The organism is Paenibacillus fonticola DSM 21315 (assembly GCF_000381905.1).
Classification (GTDB): Bacteria; Bacillota; Bacilli; order Paenibacillales; family Paenibacillaceae; genus Fontibacillus; species Fontibacillus fonticola.
Window position 1 is genome coordinate 29,570 of record NZ_KB907286.1, and the last position, 13,936, is coordinate 43,505.

14 protein-coding genes are annotated in these 13,936 nt (G+C 51.4%); all 14 read left to right on the plus strand.

From position 1 onward, the window contains the following. Positions 1-232: 232 nt before the first annotated feature. The 14 genes from purD (at position 233) to G358_RS0127515 (ending at position 13,607) form a co-directional block, all read left to right on the plus strand. Entirely contained in the window at positions 233-1,498 is a 1,266-nt protein-coding gene (gene purD, locus G358_RS0127440) for a phosphoribosylamine--glycine ligase (RefSeq protein ID WP_019640476.1), read from the plus strand. 76 nt (positions 1,499-1,574) lie between these two features. Further along, a complete protein-coding gene (locus tag G358_RS30985; RefSeq protein WP_019640477.1) occupies positions 1,575-1,883 on the plus strand; it encodes a hypothetical protein in 309 nt (102 codons plus the stop codon). 246 nt (positions 1,884-2,129) lie between these two features. Continuing rightward, positions 2,130-3,086 carry a ring-cleaving dioxygenase gene (locus G358_RS0127450; RefSeq protein WP_019640478.1) on the plus strand — a complete coding sequence of 319 codons (957 nt, stop codon included), beginning with the start codon at positions 2,130-2,132 and terminating at the stop codon, positions 3,084-3,086. Beyond that, positions 3,083-3,694 (plus strand): alpha/beta hydrolase, encoded by a 612-nt coding sequence (locus G358_RS0127455; protein WP_019640479.1) that lies wholly within the window; start codon positions 3,083-3,085, stop codon positions 3,692-3,694. The genes G358_RS0127450 and G358_RS0127455 overlap by 4 nt, the downstream gene beginning before the upstream one ends. 81 nt (positions 3,695-3,775) lie before the next feature. After that, positions 3,776-5,050, plus strand: a complete 1,275-nt coding sequence (gene ilvA / locus G358_RS0127460) for a threonine ammonia-lyase IlvA (RefSeq protein ID WP_019640480.1) — start codon at positions 3,776-3,778, stop codon at positions 5,048-5,050. A 131-nt stretch (positions 5,051-5,181) separates the two neighbouring features. Then, entirely contained in the window at positions 5,182-5,799 is a 618-nt protein-coding gene (locus tag G358_RS0127465; protein ID WP_033404657.1) for an NUDIX hydrolase, read from the plus strand. A 230-nt stretch (positions 5,800-6,029) separates the two neighbouring features. Beyond that, complete coding sequence (locus tag G358_RS0127470; protein ID WP_157274501.1) at positions 6,030-6,326, plus strand: type 2 periplasmic-binding domain-containing protein; 297 nt, start codon at positions 6,030-6,032, stop codon at positions 6,324-6,326. A gap of 461 nt (positions 6,327-6,787) precedes the next feature. Then, positions 6,788-8,395, plus strand: coding sequence for a glycoside hydrolase family 43 protein (locus G358_RS0127485; protein ID WP_019640485.1), 1,608 nt, complete (start codon positions 6,788-6,790; stop codon positions 8,393-8,395). A 105-nt stretch (positions 8,396-8,500) separates the two neighbouring features. Beyond that, positions 8,501-9,562 carry an NAD(P)-dependent alcohol dehydrogenase gene (locus G358_RS0127490; RefSeq protein WP_019640486.1) on the plus strand — a complete coding sequence of 354 codons (1,062 nt, stop codon included), beginning with the start codon at positions 8,501-8,503 and terminating at the stop codon, positions 9,560-9,562. 145 nt (positions 9,563-9,707) lie between these two features. Next, the gene (locus G358_RS0127495; protein WP_019640487.1) at positions 9,708-10,658 is read left to right on the plus strand and encodes an ABC transporter ATP-binding protein; all 951 of its coding nucleotides are present in this window, start codon (positions 9,708-9,710) and stop codon (positions 10,656-10,658) included. Beyond that, positions 10,651-11,409 carry an ABC transporter permease gene (locus G358_RS0127500; RefSeq protein WP_019640488.1) on the plus strand — a complete coding sequence of 253 codons (759 nt, stop codon included), beginning with the start codon at positions 10,651-10,653 and terminating at the stop codon, positions 11,407-11,409. The genes G358_RS0127495 and G358_RS0127500 overlap by 8 nt, the downstream gene beginning before the upstream one ends. Positions 11,410-11,543: 134 nt before the next feature. Next, on the plus strand, positions 11,544-11,936 hold the full coding sequence (locus G358_RS0127505; RefSeq protein ID WP_019640489.1) for a GntR family transcriptional regulator: 393 nt from the start codon (positions 11,544-11,546) through the stop codon (positions 11,934-11,936). 220 nt (positions 11,937-12,156) lie between these two features. Next, positions 12,157-12,852: an ABC transporter ATP-binding protein gene (locus G358_RS0127510; RefSeq protein ID WP_019640490.1), complete on the plus strand. Its 696-nt coding sequence runs from the start codon at positions 12,157-12,159 to the stop codon at positions 12,850-12,852. Continuing rightward, positions 12,852-13,607, plus strand: a complete 756-nt coding sequence (locus tag G358_RS0127515) for a hypothetical protein (RefSeq protein ID WP_019640491.1) — start codon at positions 12,852-12,854, stop codon at positions 13,605-13,607. Before G358_RS0127510 ends, G358_RS0127515 begins: the two co-directional genes overlap by 1 nt. Positions 13,608-13,936 lie beyond the last annotated feature (329 nt).

The following is a 13,936-nucleotide window of genomic DNA, read 5'->3' on the forward strand; positions in this document are numbered from 1 at the left end:
ACCGGGGCTTCCGGTACTCACGTAGGCTTCTCCTACGCTCCGTTTCTCAGCCCCTAGTTTCATCCAAGCTTCTCGGTGCTGAAAACCTGATTTTTAAAACTTTTATTGTAGTGGTAGTTAAGCAGATAAACCTTTGATCGAGCAATTGAATTAACAATGCAGAATGGACAGGGACGGTGGACCGCGGCGGCGGCCTGCCGTTTGCTGTCTGGATATGAGGAGGAGCAGCGGTATGGACATTTTAGTGATTGGCGGCGGCGGCCGGGAGCATGCAATTTGCTGGGCGCTGGCCAAGAGCCCGAAGGCAGGCAAAATTTATTGCGCGCCGGGCAACGCAGGGATCGCTCAAGTAGCGGAGATCGTTCCGATTGCGGTGAACGAATTTGATAAGCTGACGGCGTTCGCTCAGGAGAAAGAGGTAGGCCTGGTTGTAGTCGGACCGGATGATCCGCTGGCGGATGGCATCGTGGATGCGTTCGAAGCGAAGAGCATTCCGGTATTCGGGCCGCGCAAAAATGCGGCGCATATCGAAGGCAGCAAGACGTTCATGAAGGATTTGTTGAAAAAATACAACATTCCGACAGCCGCTTACGAGAAGTTCGACGATTATGAGGAGGCCAAGGCGTACCTCGACCAGCAGAAGCTGCCGATCGTCATAAAGGCGGACGGGCTTGCTGCAGGCAAAGGGGTAACGGTAGCCTTCACGCGTGAGGAAGCGGGCGCGGCTTTGAAGGATATTATGGTTGGCAAAGTATTCGGCAATGCGGGCAGCCAGGTGGTTATCGAGGAGTTCCTCGAAGGGCAGGAAATGTCGATCCTTGCTTTTGTGGATGGAGAAGTTGTACGTCCGATGTCGGCAGCGCAGGATCATAAGCAGGTCTATGATAACGACAAGGGACCGAACACGGGCGGCATGGGTACTTACTCACCGCTGCCGCATATCGCGGATTCCATTATCGATGAAGCGGTCGAGACAATTATTAAGCCGACAGCCAAGGCGATGGTTGCGGAAGGCCGTCCTTTCCGCGGTGTGCTGTTCGCTGGATTGATGATCTCACCGGACGGCAAACCGAAGACGATCGAGTTCAACGCCCGGTTTGGGGATCCCGAGACTCAGGTCGTGCTGCCGCGGCTGAAGAGCGATCTCCTGGAAATTTTCTTAGCTGCCGTTAACGGCACACTGGATAAGGTTGAAATTGAATGGAGCAATGAAGCCGCGGTATGCGTTGTGCTTGCTTCCGGCGGTTATCCTGCAACATATCCGAAGGGACTGCCGATTTCCGGGTTGGACGCAGCCGGGGACGCGCTTGTGTTCCACGCTGGAACAGCCAAGAATGAAGCGGGAGAGTGGATTACGAACGGCGGGCGTGTACTAGGCGTCGTCGGGCTTGGACAAAATATTGCGGAAGCCCGCGATAAGGCCTATGCGGCTGCTGTGCGCATCACTTTCGAGGGCAAGCATCAGCGCTCCGATATTGCAGCTAAAGCGCTACGATAGGATAGCGACGTCATCCATAAAAAATCCGGATAGCCTGATCCTTTCTGACGCATGTTAACAATAAGAGCATTTGCGAATGTATGCTAACGATTTAGAGCATTCGCTATTATTGTGGAATGGAGGCGTCGAATCGATTATGAGCAAGGAAAAGAAGGATATGCTCCCCATCTCGCGTGAGAGGGTGGAAGTGGAAGGTCTTTATACGGATGAATGGGGGCGTTCGGAGTATTTGTACCGCGGACAGGAGTTTCCAGCGGACCTCATTATGGGGTCGACGGAGTGGAAGCTTACAGAGCTGGCCGACGATCCTGCCGAGCGTGATATTTCAGAAGACTTCGAGAACACGGGGCATGCGGGGAAACGCCGTAGCGGCCAAGTAGAGTGACCGTGCAGAAGTAAAGAGAAGTAAAGGCAACCTCGAGCAGACAGCATAAGCAGCCATGAGCATACAGCATTAGCAGCCATGAGCATACAGCATTAGCAGCCATGAGCAGACAGTATCAGCCACAGCGTCAGATAAAATCTGGCGCTGTTTGAATTTTTTTTTGGCCCATATTTTGCGATAGAAGATGAATTGTTGGCTCAGGTTACGTATAATAACGAGAAGAAGTTTTTTTCGGGAGGACGAGCCATGCCAACCACGGCAGGAATACATCATATTACGGCGTTTGTGGGAGATGTTCAGGGGAACGTGGATTTCTACGCAGGCGTCCTCGGTTTGAGATTGGTGAAGAAGACGGTAAATTTCGATGCACCAGAGGTGTATCATTTATATTTTGGGAATGAATCGGGTGAGCCGGGAACGATTGTAACTTTTTTTCCACAGGATGGCGTAGAAAGCGGGATGATCGGGGGAGGACAGGTCGGGGTAACGGTGTATGCCGTACCGCCTGGGAGTCTGTTGTTCTGGCGCAAACGCATGAAAAAGTTCGATATACCCTATATGGACATCACGCGCTTTGACGAGGAATATATACGATTCACGGATAATTCCGGTTTGTTGATCGACCTGGTGGAGCGGGCCGAGGGGCCTGCTAGTACATGGTCATTTGGCGGAGTGCCGCTGCAATATGCGATTAAGGGGTTCGGCGGCGCATTGCTGTTCAGCAGCGATAGTGCAAGTACGGCAAGAGTGCTGGAGCTGATTCTCGATATGAAGCAGGTAGGCGAAGAAGAAGGGCTGATTCGGTATCAGGCGACAGGCGAGCTGGGTAATTGGATCGACTTGAATGCAGAGAATATCCCCAGAAGCGGAGGAGGAGCTGGGACGGTTCACCACATCGCCTGGCGGGCGAAGGATGACGAGGAGCAGGAAGAGTGGCGGCGGATGATCGAACAGTGTGGTCTACATCCAACGCCGATCATGGATCGCGGGTATTTCAAAGCGCTGTATTTCCGCGAGCCGGGCGGCATCCTGTTCGAGATCGCTACGGATCCGCCGGGATTCACGATTGATGAAACGCTGATGCATCTCGGTGAGAACCTGATGCTTCCAGACCGTTATGAGCCGCATCGCAATGCAATACTTTCTCATTTGAGCAACTTCGAGGTACGATCATTAGAATTCGAGGAGGAGGCAGAAGAATGAGGCATGTTTTTCAGGAAGGCAAGGATAAGTCTGCGCCGGTGCTAGTGCTCCTGCATGGTACGGGAGGAACGGAGAGCGATTTGCTGCCGCTTGCTGCGGCTCTGTCGCCGGACTCTTCGGTTCTCGGTATTCGCGGGAATGTGCTTGAAAACGGGATGCCCCGTTTTTTTCGCCGGTTGGCCGAAGGCGTGTTTGATGAGGAGGATTTGGCGCTGCGGACTCGGGAGCTGTATGATTTTCTCGATGAGTCGGCCGTGAAATATGGGCTTGATCGGCGCAAATATGTTGCTGTAGGATACTCGAATGGGGCTAATATCGCAGCGAGCCTATTGTTTCATTATAACGATGCCCTTAGCGGGGCCGTGTTGCATCATCCGATGGTTCCGCTGCGCAGCGTAGTGCTGCCGGATTTGAAGGATGTTCCTGTGTTCATCGGGGCGGGGCGTAATGACCGGATGTGCCTCCCAGCTGAGACGGAGGAGCTGAGCAGCCTGCTGGAAGGAGCGGGGGCCAAGCTGACGGTACACTGGGAAAATGCGGGACACAGCTTGACCGGAACGGAGATTGACGCTGCCGCCGCCTGGTTCAGGCAGGCATTTGCACTATAAAATGATTAGAGACCAATCAGGACTGCATTATATTTTCATATAGATGAATCTAATTTTGTTTATAAGAAGCGGGGAGAAAAGATGAATCAAACGGAACAAGAGACAGAACAACGTACGGTAGGCATGGAAGAGATCGTTCGGGCCCATCATGTGCTCAAGGAAGTCGTCGTGCGCACGCCGCTGCAACTGGATGCGACATTGTCGGCGAAATACGGATGCCGGGTGTTTTTGAAACGGGAGGATCTTCAGGTTGTCCGTTCTTTCAAAATCCGTGGAGCCTACAATAAAATCCGCAGTCTGAGTCCGGAGGAACTAGAGAAGGGTATCGTCTGTTCGAGTGCAGGCAACCATGCGCAAGGCGTAGCCTTCTCCTGCAATGCGCTGGGAATTCCAGGCGCCATCTATATGCCGAGTACGACGCCAAATCAGAAGGTGAAGCAGGTTAAACGGTTTGGCGGATCGCATGTGGAGGTGATTTTAACCGGTGATACGTATGACGACGCTTATGAGGAAGCGATGAAGGCGTGCCGGGACCGCGGCATGACGTTCATTCATCCGTTCGACGATGCGAAGATTGTGGCAGGCAACGGAACGATCGGCATGGAGATCATGGAGAACCTGGATACTCCGGCGGACTATGTGTTTGTAACGATTGGCGGCGGCGGATTGGCATCGGGCGTCGGGGCTTATATCAAGGCGATGAGTCCGGATACGAAATTAATCGGGGTTGAGCCGCTAGGGGCTGCATCCATGAGCGAATCGTTCCAGCAGAAGCAAGTGGTGACGCTGGAGACGATTGATAAGTTCGTAGACGGTGCGGCTGTGAAACGGGTCGGTGATTTGAACTATCACATTTGTGCAGAGCTGCTGGACGATATCGTTAAGGTACCGGAAGGCAAAGCCTGCACGACGATTCTTGATTTATATAATGATAGTGCCATCGTGGTAGAGCCTGCCGGAGCGCTTGCGGTGTCCGCTCTTGATATATATAAGGACGAGATCCGCGGCAAAACGGTCGTCTGCGTCATCAGCGGGGGCAATAATGATATCGACCGCATGCAGGAAATGAAGGAGCGCTCGCTCATTTATGAAGGATTGAAGCATTATTTCATGGTGAACTTCCCTCAGCGTGCTGGAGCGCTGCGCGAGTTCCTGCAGGACGTGCTGGGGCCAAACGATGACATTACCCGGTTCGAGTATACGAAGAAGCATAATAAGGAGAACGGGCCGGCATTGGTGGGCATAGAGCTGAGCGATCCGGCGGATTATGAAGCCTTGATCGGCCGCATGAAAGCAAAAGGGATTACCTATACGGAGCTGAACCGGGATTTGAATTTGTTTAATTTGTTGATTTGAGCCTGAAGTTGGGCTTAAATCTGAATTAGTGCTTAGGTTCGAGTTGGAGCTTGGACTTGGGTTTAAGTTGGAGAGTTTTAATCATTGTCGGAATAATCTGGTTGTAGGAACGGAGGTCGGTGCAGATGGTCATAGATCCAAAATGGCTGGAATGGGCGAAGCAAATTCAGGCGCTCGCTCAAACCGGGCTTGCCTATACGAAAGATGTCTACGATGCGGAGCGTTATGAGGCACTCCGGGAAATCAGCATTGACATCATGAACAGATATACAACGGTGGACCGGGAGATTGTTGAGCTGTCATTCGCCAATGAGCGCGGGTATGCAACGCCTAAGGTGGATATTCGCGGCGTTGTGTTTGAGGATAACAAAATACTGCTCGTACAGGAGAAGCTTGACGGTGATTGGGCATTGCCTGGAGGCTGGGGAGATATCGGGCTGTCTCCTACCGAAGTGGCGGTGAAGGAAATCAAGGAGGAGTCCGGCTACGAAGTGAAGCCGGTTCGTCTGCTCGCTGTTCTGGATAAAAAATTTCATCATCATCCTCCAGAGCCGTATCACGTTTATAAATTTTTTATTCAATGTGAAATTGTCGGCGGTGAAGCTGCGGAGGGTCTCGAGACGAGCGGCGTTGCCTTCTTTGAGGAGACTCAGCTTCCGAAGCTGTCCCTTCAAAGAAACACGGAGGAGCAGATCAAATTGATGTTCCAATTTCTGGAATACCCGGATAAACCGGCAATTGTTGATTAATGTGTAGCAGTGAATATGAAAAAATGCAAATTAAAAGCAGCCTACAGCGGCCGGCAGGACTGTGCTCAGATCCGATTTGTGGAATGGGTCATTGTTCAGTGAGCTGGTTGGGCTGCTTTTTTGGTAGTCAGCAAGCTGCTTGCGGACCGAGGATCCGCTATTTTGGCAAAATGGAGCATAAACTCACGCTAACGGACCAAGGATACCTTATTCAGATAAAAAAGAGAGCTATGGACGGTGATTCTCAGCAAATAGCGTCTTCTGTGTCCGCCAAGCATGGTTATTTAGCAGTTTTGTCACAGATAGCGTCCCTGGTGTCCACGAATATGCCGGGCGATATTACGGACGAGCTGGCCCAGGATGCGGAATTCCAGGATAACATGCTCCTGGTCGGACTGGATACCCTCACCTATGAGAACAAAACTTATGCGATTTCCGTCTTATCCAGCGGCGTATCGCTCTGGTACAATAAAGAAATCTTCGCTTATATCGGCTTGACTCCGCCTGAGACATATGATGAACTTTAAAGTATGGTGGATCAACTTGGAGCCGTTGGAGAAGGCGAGAAGTCATGAAGCCGATTTCACGAAGGACAGCTTCGTGCAGGCCGGAGGGATGCATAGAGAACTGACTGAGGGATGCATAGAGAACTGACAGTTGACAGAAATGATTGTGTAAACGGATTCTTTGGTCTCAATTATCGACAAACTGGAAACATCTTCGGCTGCTTCGACCAGACGCTTGGTGCGAGACGGACCGACAAGTACCTTGATTTCATGGGTGTCATCGTCGGTCAGAGCAACAATGACGTGAAGGCAAAAACTGGCGAAAATCAAGTAAGGACGGCGAACTGTATAAGTTGAACTAAAAGATGAAATACAGGCAACTTATAGATACAGCCAATTAACTGCATGAGCACAAGCCATTCGTTGTGCAGTGAAGTAGGCAGCGATGCAGTCAAACTAGAACGGAAATGGAGGAATATGCGATGTCTGAAATTATCAATCCAATTTTGAGAGGCTTTAACCCGGATCCATCGATCATTCGGGTGGGCGAAGATTACTATATCGCGACTTCAACGTTTGAATGGTTCCCTGGGGTCCAGATTCATCATTCCCGGGATTTGAAAAACTGGCAGCTGATCGGCCATCCGCTGAGCCGGACAAGCCAGCTCAATATGTTGGGGAACCCCGACTCTGGCGGGGTGTGGGCTCCTTGTCTGAGCCATCATGAAGGAACTTATTATTTAATATATACCGATGTCAAAGCCCATATGGGACCCTTCAAGGACACGCATAACTACCTGGTTACTGCGAAGGATATCCGCGGCCCGTGGTCGGAGCCAGTCTATCTGAACAGCAGCGGCTTCGATCCATCGATGTACCATGAAGAGGACGGCACGAAATGGGTGCTGAACATGGTCTGGGATCACCGTAAGGGGAAAAACCACTTCGGCGGCATCGTCATCCAGCAGTACTCGGAAGAGGAGCAGCGGCTGGTCGGGCCGATCCATAATATCTTTAGGGGGACGCCGCTAGGGTTAACCGAAGGTCCGCATATTTATAAAGCCAACGGCTATTATCATCTGATGACGGCAGAAGGCGGAACCCGGTACGGTCATGCCATCACGATGGCTCGTTCGGCCACGCTGCTCGGCACTTACGAGGCTGACCCCAATGGCCCGATGCTAACCTCGGCCGATCGTCCGGAAGCGGCGCTGCAGCGGGCGGGCCACGGCTGTCTAGTGGAGACGCAGCATGGCGAGCTGTACGTTGTGCATCTGTGCGGGCGGCCGCTGCGGCCATCGATGTGCTGCACACTTGGCCGGGAGACGGCCATTCAGAAGGTGGAATGGTCGGAGGACGGCTGGCTGCGCCTGACGACGGGTGATCATGAGCCGCAGGTGTATGTGGCGGGGCCGAGCCTGCCGGAGCATCCTTTTGCACCGGAGCCGGAGACGGAGCATTTCGACAGCGGGGAGATCAGCCGCCACTTCAGCACGCTGCGCGAGCCGCTGGCTGAGGCATGGGCGTCGCTGAAGGAGCGCCCCGGTTATTTGCGGCTGAGAGGCCGGGAGTCGCTTTCTTCGCATCACCGCCAAAGTCTGGTCGCGCGCCGGCAGCAGTCTTTTCTCGTGGAAGCGGAGACCGTTGTTGAATTTTCACCTGACACCTACCAGCAGATGGCCGGCCTGATCTATTACTATAATACGAAAAATTATTATTATTTGTGGATCAGCTGGGATGAGGAATTGGGCAAATGCCTAGGCATCATGTTGAGAGACCGCGGCGTCTATGACGAGCCTCTGGAGACTCCGGTCTCGATCGAAGGCTGGGAGCGCTGTTACATGAAAGCAGTTATCCGCCGGGAGTCGCTGCGTTACTATTATTCCCGAGACGGGAAGGAGTGGCTCGCGATCGGCGGGGAATTGGATGCGACCAAGCTCTCGGATGAGAATGCGGAGCTGGTTAAGGATGGCATCGCACTCGACCAGGGCTTTACCGGGGCTTTTATCGGCATCTGCGCCCAGGATTTGAGCGGCCGTCAGTTGTATGCCGATTTCGATTATTTCACGTACCGTGAGCTGGATGAGTAGTTGCATACTGCTTGGCTGGCGGGGATAAGCGAAGCATAGATCATAAAAGGATTGTTTAATGCAGAAGTGGATAGGCACAACTTTTAGGCTAAGGGAGAGCTGACTATGTCGAACAATATACCAAATGTGATGGATGCAGCCGTACTAAATAAACCGATGGATATCGAAATCAAGCAGGTGCCCGTTCCAAGCATCAAAGAGGATGAAGCCCTGGTGAAAGTATACTGCATCGGAGTCTGTGGCTCTGATGTCCATTATTATGAGCATGGGCGGATCGGCCGCTATGTCGTAGAGAAGCCAATCATTCTCGGCCACGAGCTGGCCGGGGAAGTGGTCCAGGTCGGGACGAAGGTCGACAACGTCTCGGTAGGTGACCGGGTTGCCGTAGAGCCGGGAGTGGCTTGCGGTCGCTGCGAATATTGTAAATCGGGGCGTTATAATCTTTGCCCGGACGTCGTCTTCATGGCCACTCCGCCGGTGGATGGAGCATGGGCGGAATACGTAGCGGTGCGCAGCGACTTTCTGTTCAAGCTGCCGGACGAGATGAGCTTTGAGCAGGGGGCCTTGCTGGAGCCGCTGTCCGTAGGCATGCACGCGATGATTCGCGGAAAGGTGAGTCCGGCGGACCGGATGCTCGTGACCGGGCTCGGCCCGATCGGACTCCTGGCGATCCAGGCTGCAAAAATTTACGGCGTCACGGAAATTTATGCGACGGACGTCGTTCCATTCCGCCAGGAGCTTGCGCTCAAAATGGGCGCTGCCGCCGTCATCGATCCATCGAAGGAGAACTTAAAGGAGCGGCTAGACGAGCTGACCGGCGGACAAGGCGTGACCATCGTCGTGGAATCGTCCGGGAACGGCCGGGCGATTGCGGATGCATTTGGCGCCGTCAACCGCGGCGGACGCGTCGTACTGGTCGGCATGCCGGCAGCATCGGAAATCCCGGTCGATATCAACACGATCATCGACGGGGAGATCGATGTATACGGGTTGTTCCGTTACGCGAACACGTATCCGTCAGCCATTCAGGCTTTGAGCAAGTCCGATATCAATATTGAGCAGGTCATTACACATAAGTATGCGCTCAAGGATATTCAAGAAGCGGTCGAAGTTGCACGCACTGAGAAGGAAACGAGCATCAAGGTCATGATTTATCCGAAGCTGTAAGCGGGTAAAAACAAAATAGGCTAACATATGCGCTGGAGAGGCAACTCTCCAGCGATTTTTTTTATGAAAATGGAAAAAAGGGCTTTACAGTAACTTTTCACTAGTGTACTATTTAACTATAACACTAGTACAAGGAAGTGGAATGATGAGTGAACTCGAATTGGAGACATATCCTACGGTTCTTTCTGTGAATCAGGTCAGCAAGAAGATCGGGAGCAAGCATCTTGTAAACCGATTGTCCTTCGATATAAACAAAGGGGAGATCGTCGGGCTCCTCGGTCCTAATGGGGCCGGCAAGACGACGACGATTCGGATGATCGTGGGATTAATCTCGATGAGTGAAGGCGATATTCTCGTTAAAGGAAAGAGCATTCGCCGGCATTTTACAGAGGCGATCAGCCATATCGGCGGCATCATTGAGAACCCCGAGTTCTACGGCTATATGAGCGGCTATGATAATTTGAAGCAGTATCAACGCATGGCAGAGGGCGTTACGGAGGAACGGATTATGGAGGTAGCGAAGCTCGTCGGTCTTGAGCAGGCGCTGCATAAAAGGGTAAAGGCGTATTCGCTCGGCATGCGCCAGCGGCTCGGCATTGCGCAGGCGCTGCTGCACCGGCCATCGATCCTCATCCTGGATGAACCGACGAACGGCCTCGATCCGGCGGGGATCCGGGAAATGCGGGATTATTTGAAGCAGATTGCCCGCGATGAAGAGATTGCGGTTCTCGTATCCAGCCATTTGCTGTCGGAGATGGAGCTGATGTGCAGCCGGGTCATCGTCATCCAGCAAGGGGAACTCGTGACGGTAAGAAACCTGGAGACACCGCAAAATGAAATGGAGTACGTGAAGCTGAAGCTGCGGATCGACGATGCTGTCCGGGCAAAAGAAAGACTGCAGCGGATGGAGGAGGTTACCATTGCCAGCATCGCGCCAGAGCTGAGAGAAATTACGGTAATCGTGCGCGACCGCTATATTCCGCGCATGGTGCAGGCGCTGGGCGAGGAACGGATCGGTCTGTATCGTATGGAAGAGAGCCGGGATTCGCTAGAAGACGAATTCCTCAAATGGACGGGGGGGAACTACATTGCTTAGCTTTGGTAAATTAGTGTGGAATGAATGGCTGAAAATGTTCAAGAAGCGCAGCTTCTTTGTGCCCTATGCGATCATTATGGTGATTATTCTGCTCTTTGCTTATCTGACCCAGTTTTTGGGGGGCCTGCAGGATGCTTTGACCGCACCACAATTTACAGAGGTAATCGTGTCTAATGAGGGTCTTGGACAGCTCCTGGTCATACTTAGCATTATCTGCACGGCAGGCATCGTTTCCAAGGAGTATAGCGGCGGGACGATCAAGCTGTTGTTGATTCGCTCGGTTAGCCGCAATAAAATTCTCGCCTCCAAGTATGCGGTCGTCCTGTTGTTTTCGTTATCACTAACGCTGTTCTCGCTCTTGTTAGGGCTGGTAACGGGAAGCGTGTTGTTCGGTTTCTCTGGTGGGGCTGAACTGGGAAATTTGTTTACTGCTGCACTGTACCATGGGGTATACATGGTGACCTATGCAACGGTTACGTTCATGATCGGGACGCTTACCCGGTCTAGCGGAGCGACGATCGGCATCGGTATGACGATGCTAATGCTGGGAGGGCTGATCGTAACCCTGCTGTCCAAATATTCATTCGTAAAATATTTGCTGTTTACGAATGCCGATTTGACGGTATATGCGAATGGCCGTCCACCATATCAGGGAATGACCATGACTTTTTCGCTCATCGTATTGGCTATTTATATGTTCTTGTTTCTCGGGGCCAGCTTTGTTACGTTTAAGAAACGGGACGTTGCTTAAAGGGATGATTTCCCAAAGGGATGACTTCCTAAGGGGGATGACTCCAGAATGACTTCAGGACGAATTCAGAATGACTCAAGGATGAATCAAGGATGACCCCCTGAAGGCTAGGGCGGAAAGGAGTACGACTTATTGTGGGCATTGAATTTGATAACAATTTGCCGATTTATTTGCAGATCATGAACTATATCAAGAGAGAGATCGTAACGGGCAAGCTGAAGGCGGGCGATAAGATTCCGTCGGTTCGCGAACTGGCTGCGGAGCTGCAAATCAATCCGAACACTATACAGCGGACGTTCCAGGAGCTGGAGCGGGAAGCGATTGTAGAGACCAGAAGAGGGTTAGGAAGATACGTGACAAGTGAGGAATCGAAAATTATGATGATCAAAAAGGAAATGGCGGGAGATTTGCTGGAACGGTTCATCCACGGGATGCAGGAGCTCGGATTCTCGAGCGAGGATATCGCCGCTATCGTTGCCGAAGCGGTTCAACATGGGGTGAAAGAATCCAATCGATCGAACGATTAAAAGGATCGGACAGGATCATTAGCATAGGATCAGGTGGGATCGATAGTAAAGGATCAATAGTGTGGGATCGATATGTAAGATCGATGTTTATAGGATCACTAGTGTAGGATCTATAGTACAGGATCATTAGCAGGATCGATAATATAGGATCAACAGTCCAGGATCAACAGCCTAGGATCATCCGAATAGAATCATCAGTATGAGAAGGGGAACGAATATAGTGGAAAATATACTCGAATTTCAAAGTGTATCCAAATCCTATGGTTCCAAGAAAGCATTGCGCGAGGTTTCATTCACTATAGGGGCTGGTAAAATCGTCGGTCTCCTGGGGACGAATGGAAGCGGAAAGAGTACGATTATGAAAATTGCAGCCGGCCTGATCCAGCCATCTCAGGGAAAAACTGCGGTGCGCGGCACTCCTGTGGGTCTTAAGACGAAAGCGGAAGTGTCGTTTATGCCGGATCAGCCGTTGACGGAACCGTGGATGAAAGTCCGCGACGCAGTAAGGTTCTATCAGGACTTCTACTATGATTTTGATGAAGAAAAGGCGCGGAAAATGCTCGATTTTATGAATTTGAACGAAGGGGAGCGGATTACCTCCTTGTCCAAAGGAATGAACGAGCGGCTGCATCTCACCTTGACGTTGTCCAGAAACGCCAAATTATATTTGCTGGATGAGCCGATTGGCGGAGTAGACCCGGTGGCGCGCGATAAAATATTGGATGCGATCGTGGAATTTTATAACGAGGACAGCAGTCTGCTGATCTCTACCCATCTCGTGCGGGATATCGAACGGATTTTTGATGAAGTGATTTTTATCCGCGAGGGTGAAATCGTGATGCAGCAGGAGGTTGAGGAGCTGCGGGTGAAGTATGGAAAAAGCGTGGATGACATGTTCAAAGAGGTGTATGCGTAATGCTAAAACTGCTTAAATATGATTTGAAGCGAAATGCCAATGTATCGCTAGGGCTTCTTGCCGTTCTCGTATTTTTGCAAATCCTGCTGTCTGTTGTAGGCAATACGAAAAATTGGGAACAGTCGATTATAATAGGATTAACGTTCTCCTTATATATGATGACAGGAATTATTATGATCATTGTAATTTGTAAGACTTACGAGAACAACATCAAAGCTTACAGCCGCAGATTGCTGCCTATTCGGCCGATGTGGACGGCAGTGTCCTGTATAATCATCGGGTGGATCACTGCTCCGATTCTTGCGCTGATTGCGTTACTGCACGGGGTGCTCTATAAAAACATCGTTGGAGTTTCCTGGTGGCAACAATTAGAGCTTACAGCACTGAATGTGAAGGATTTACTGTTATTTGTATTTCTCATAGGCTGGGGGATAACTTTTCTTATGATGATTATCCTTCTCTCTATGACGATTGGGGCAAGCATCAGCCTTCGGGGGAAAGCGGGGACATGGGTTGGCATTTTGTCGTTCTTCATCTTTTCGAGCGTATTGTCCTGGGTGGAGCGCCAACTGTTCGGGGCATTTAACGATATGCTGTTTAACGTAGGGATATCCCTGCCCGATGGAGAGGTGAGTACGACTGTGACGTCATCTGCTCCAATAATGACCTGGGGACCCTTGCTGTTCGAAGCGGTCATCATTGCGCTCATGTTGGTTGTTATCAACTACCTTATAAGCAAGAAAGTTGAAATATAAGAAAAGCCTCGCGCAGCCATTGCGCGGGGCTTCTTTTTTTGTACGCCCAGCATGGGCGTCATCTCTAGGGTGAGAGTCCCGAACGGGGGCTGGCGAGCGCCTACCGTTAGCCAAGGGCAAGGGTGTCCGTCGCGAGGCGGAATCTGAAGGAAGCCAGAGGCAAAAGCACGGGCCAAGGTACACGAACTGGATTTGAGGCAGGATTAGTCGGATGAGTTGCCAATTCACAACGAAATCCAAAGCCGCTAAGGGCTAGTCCTGTAGACTCCAGTGGTCGCGGGCGGAAAGATGACGTTCTTATCTGGGGAGGCCTGCGGGAAAAAAAAAAA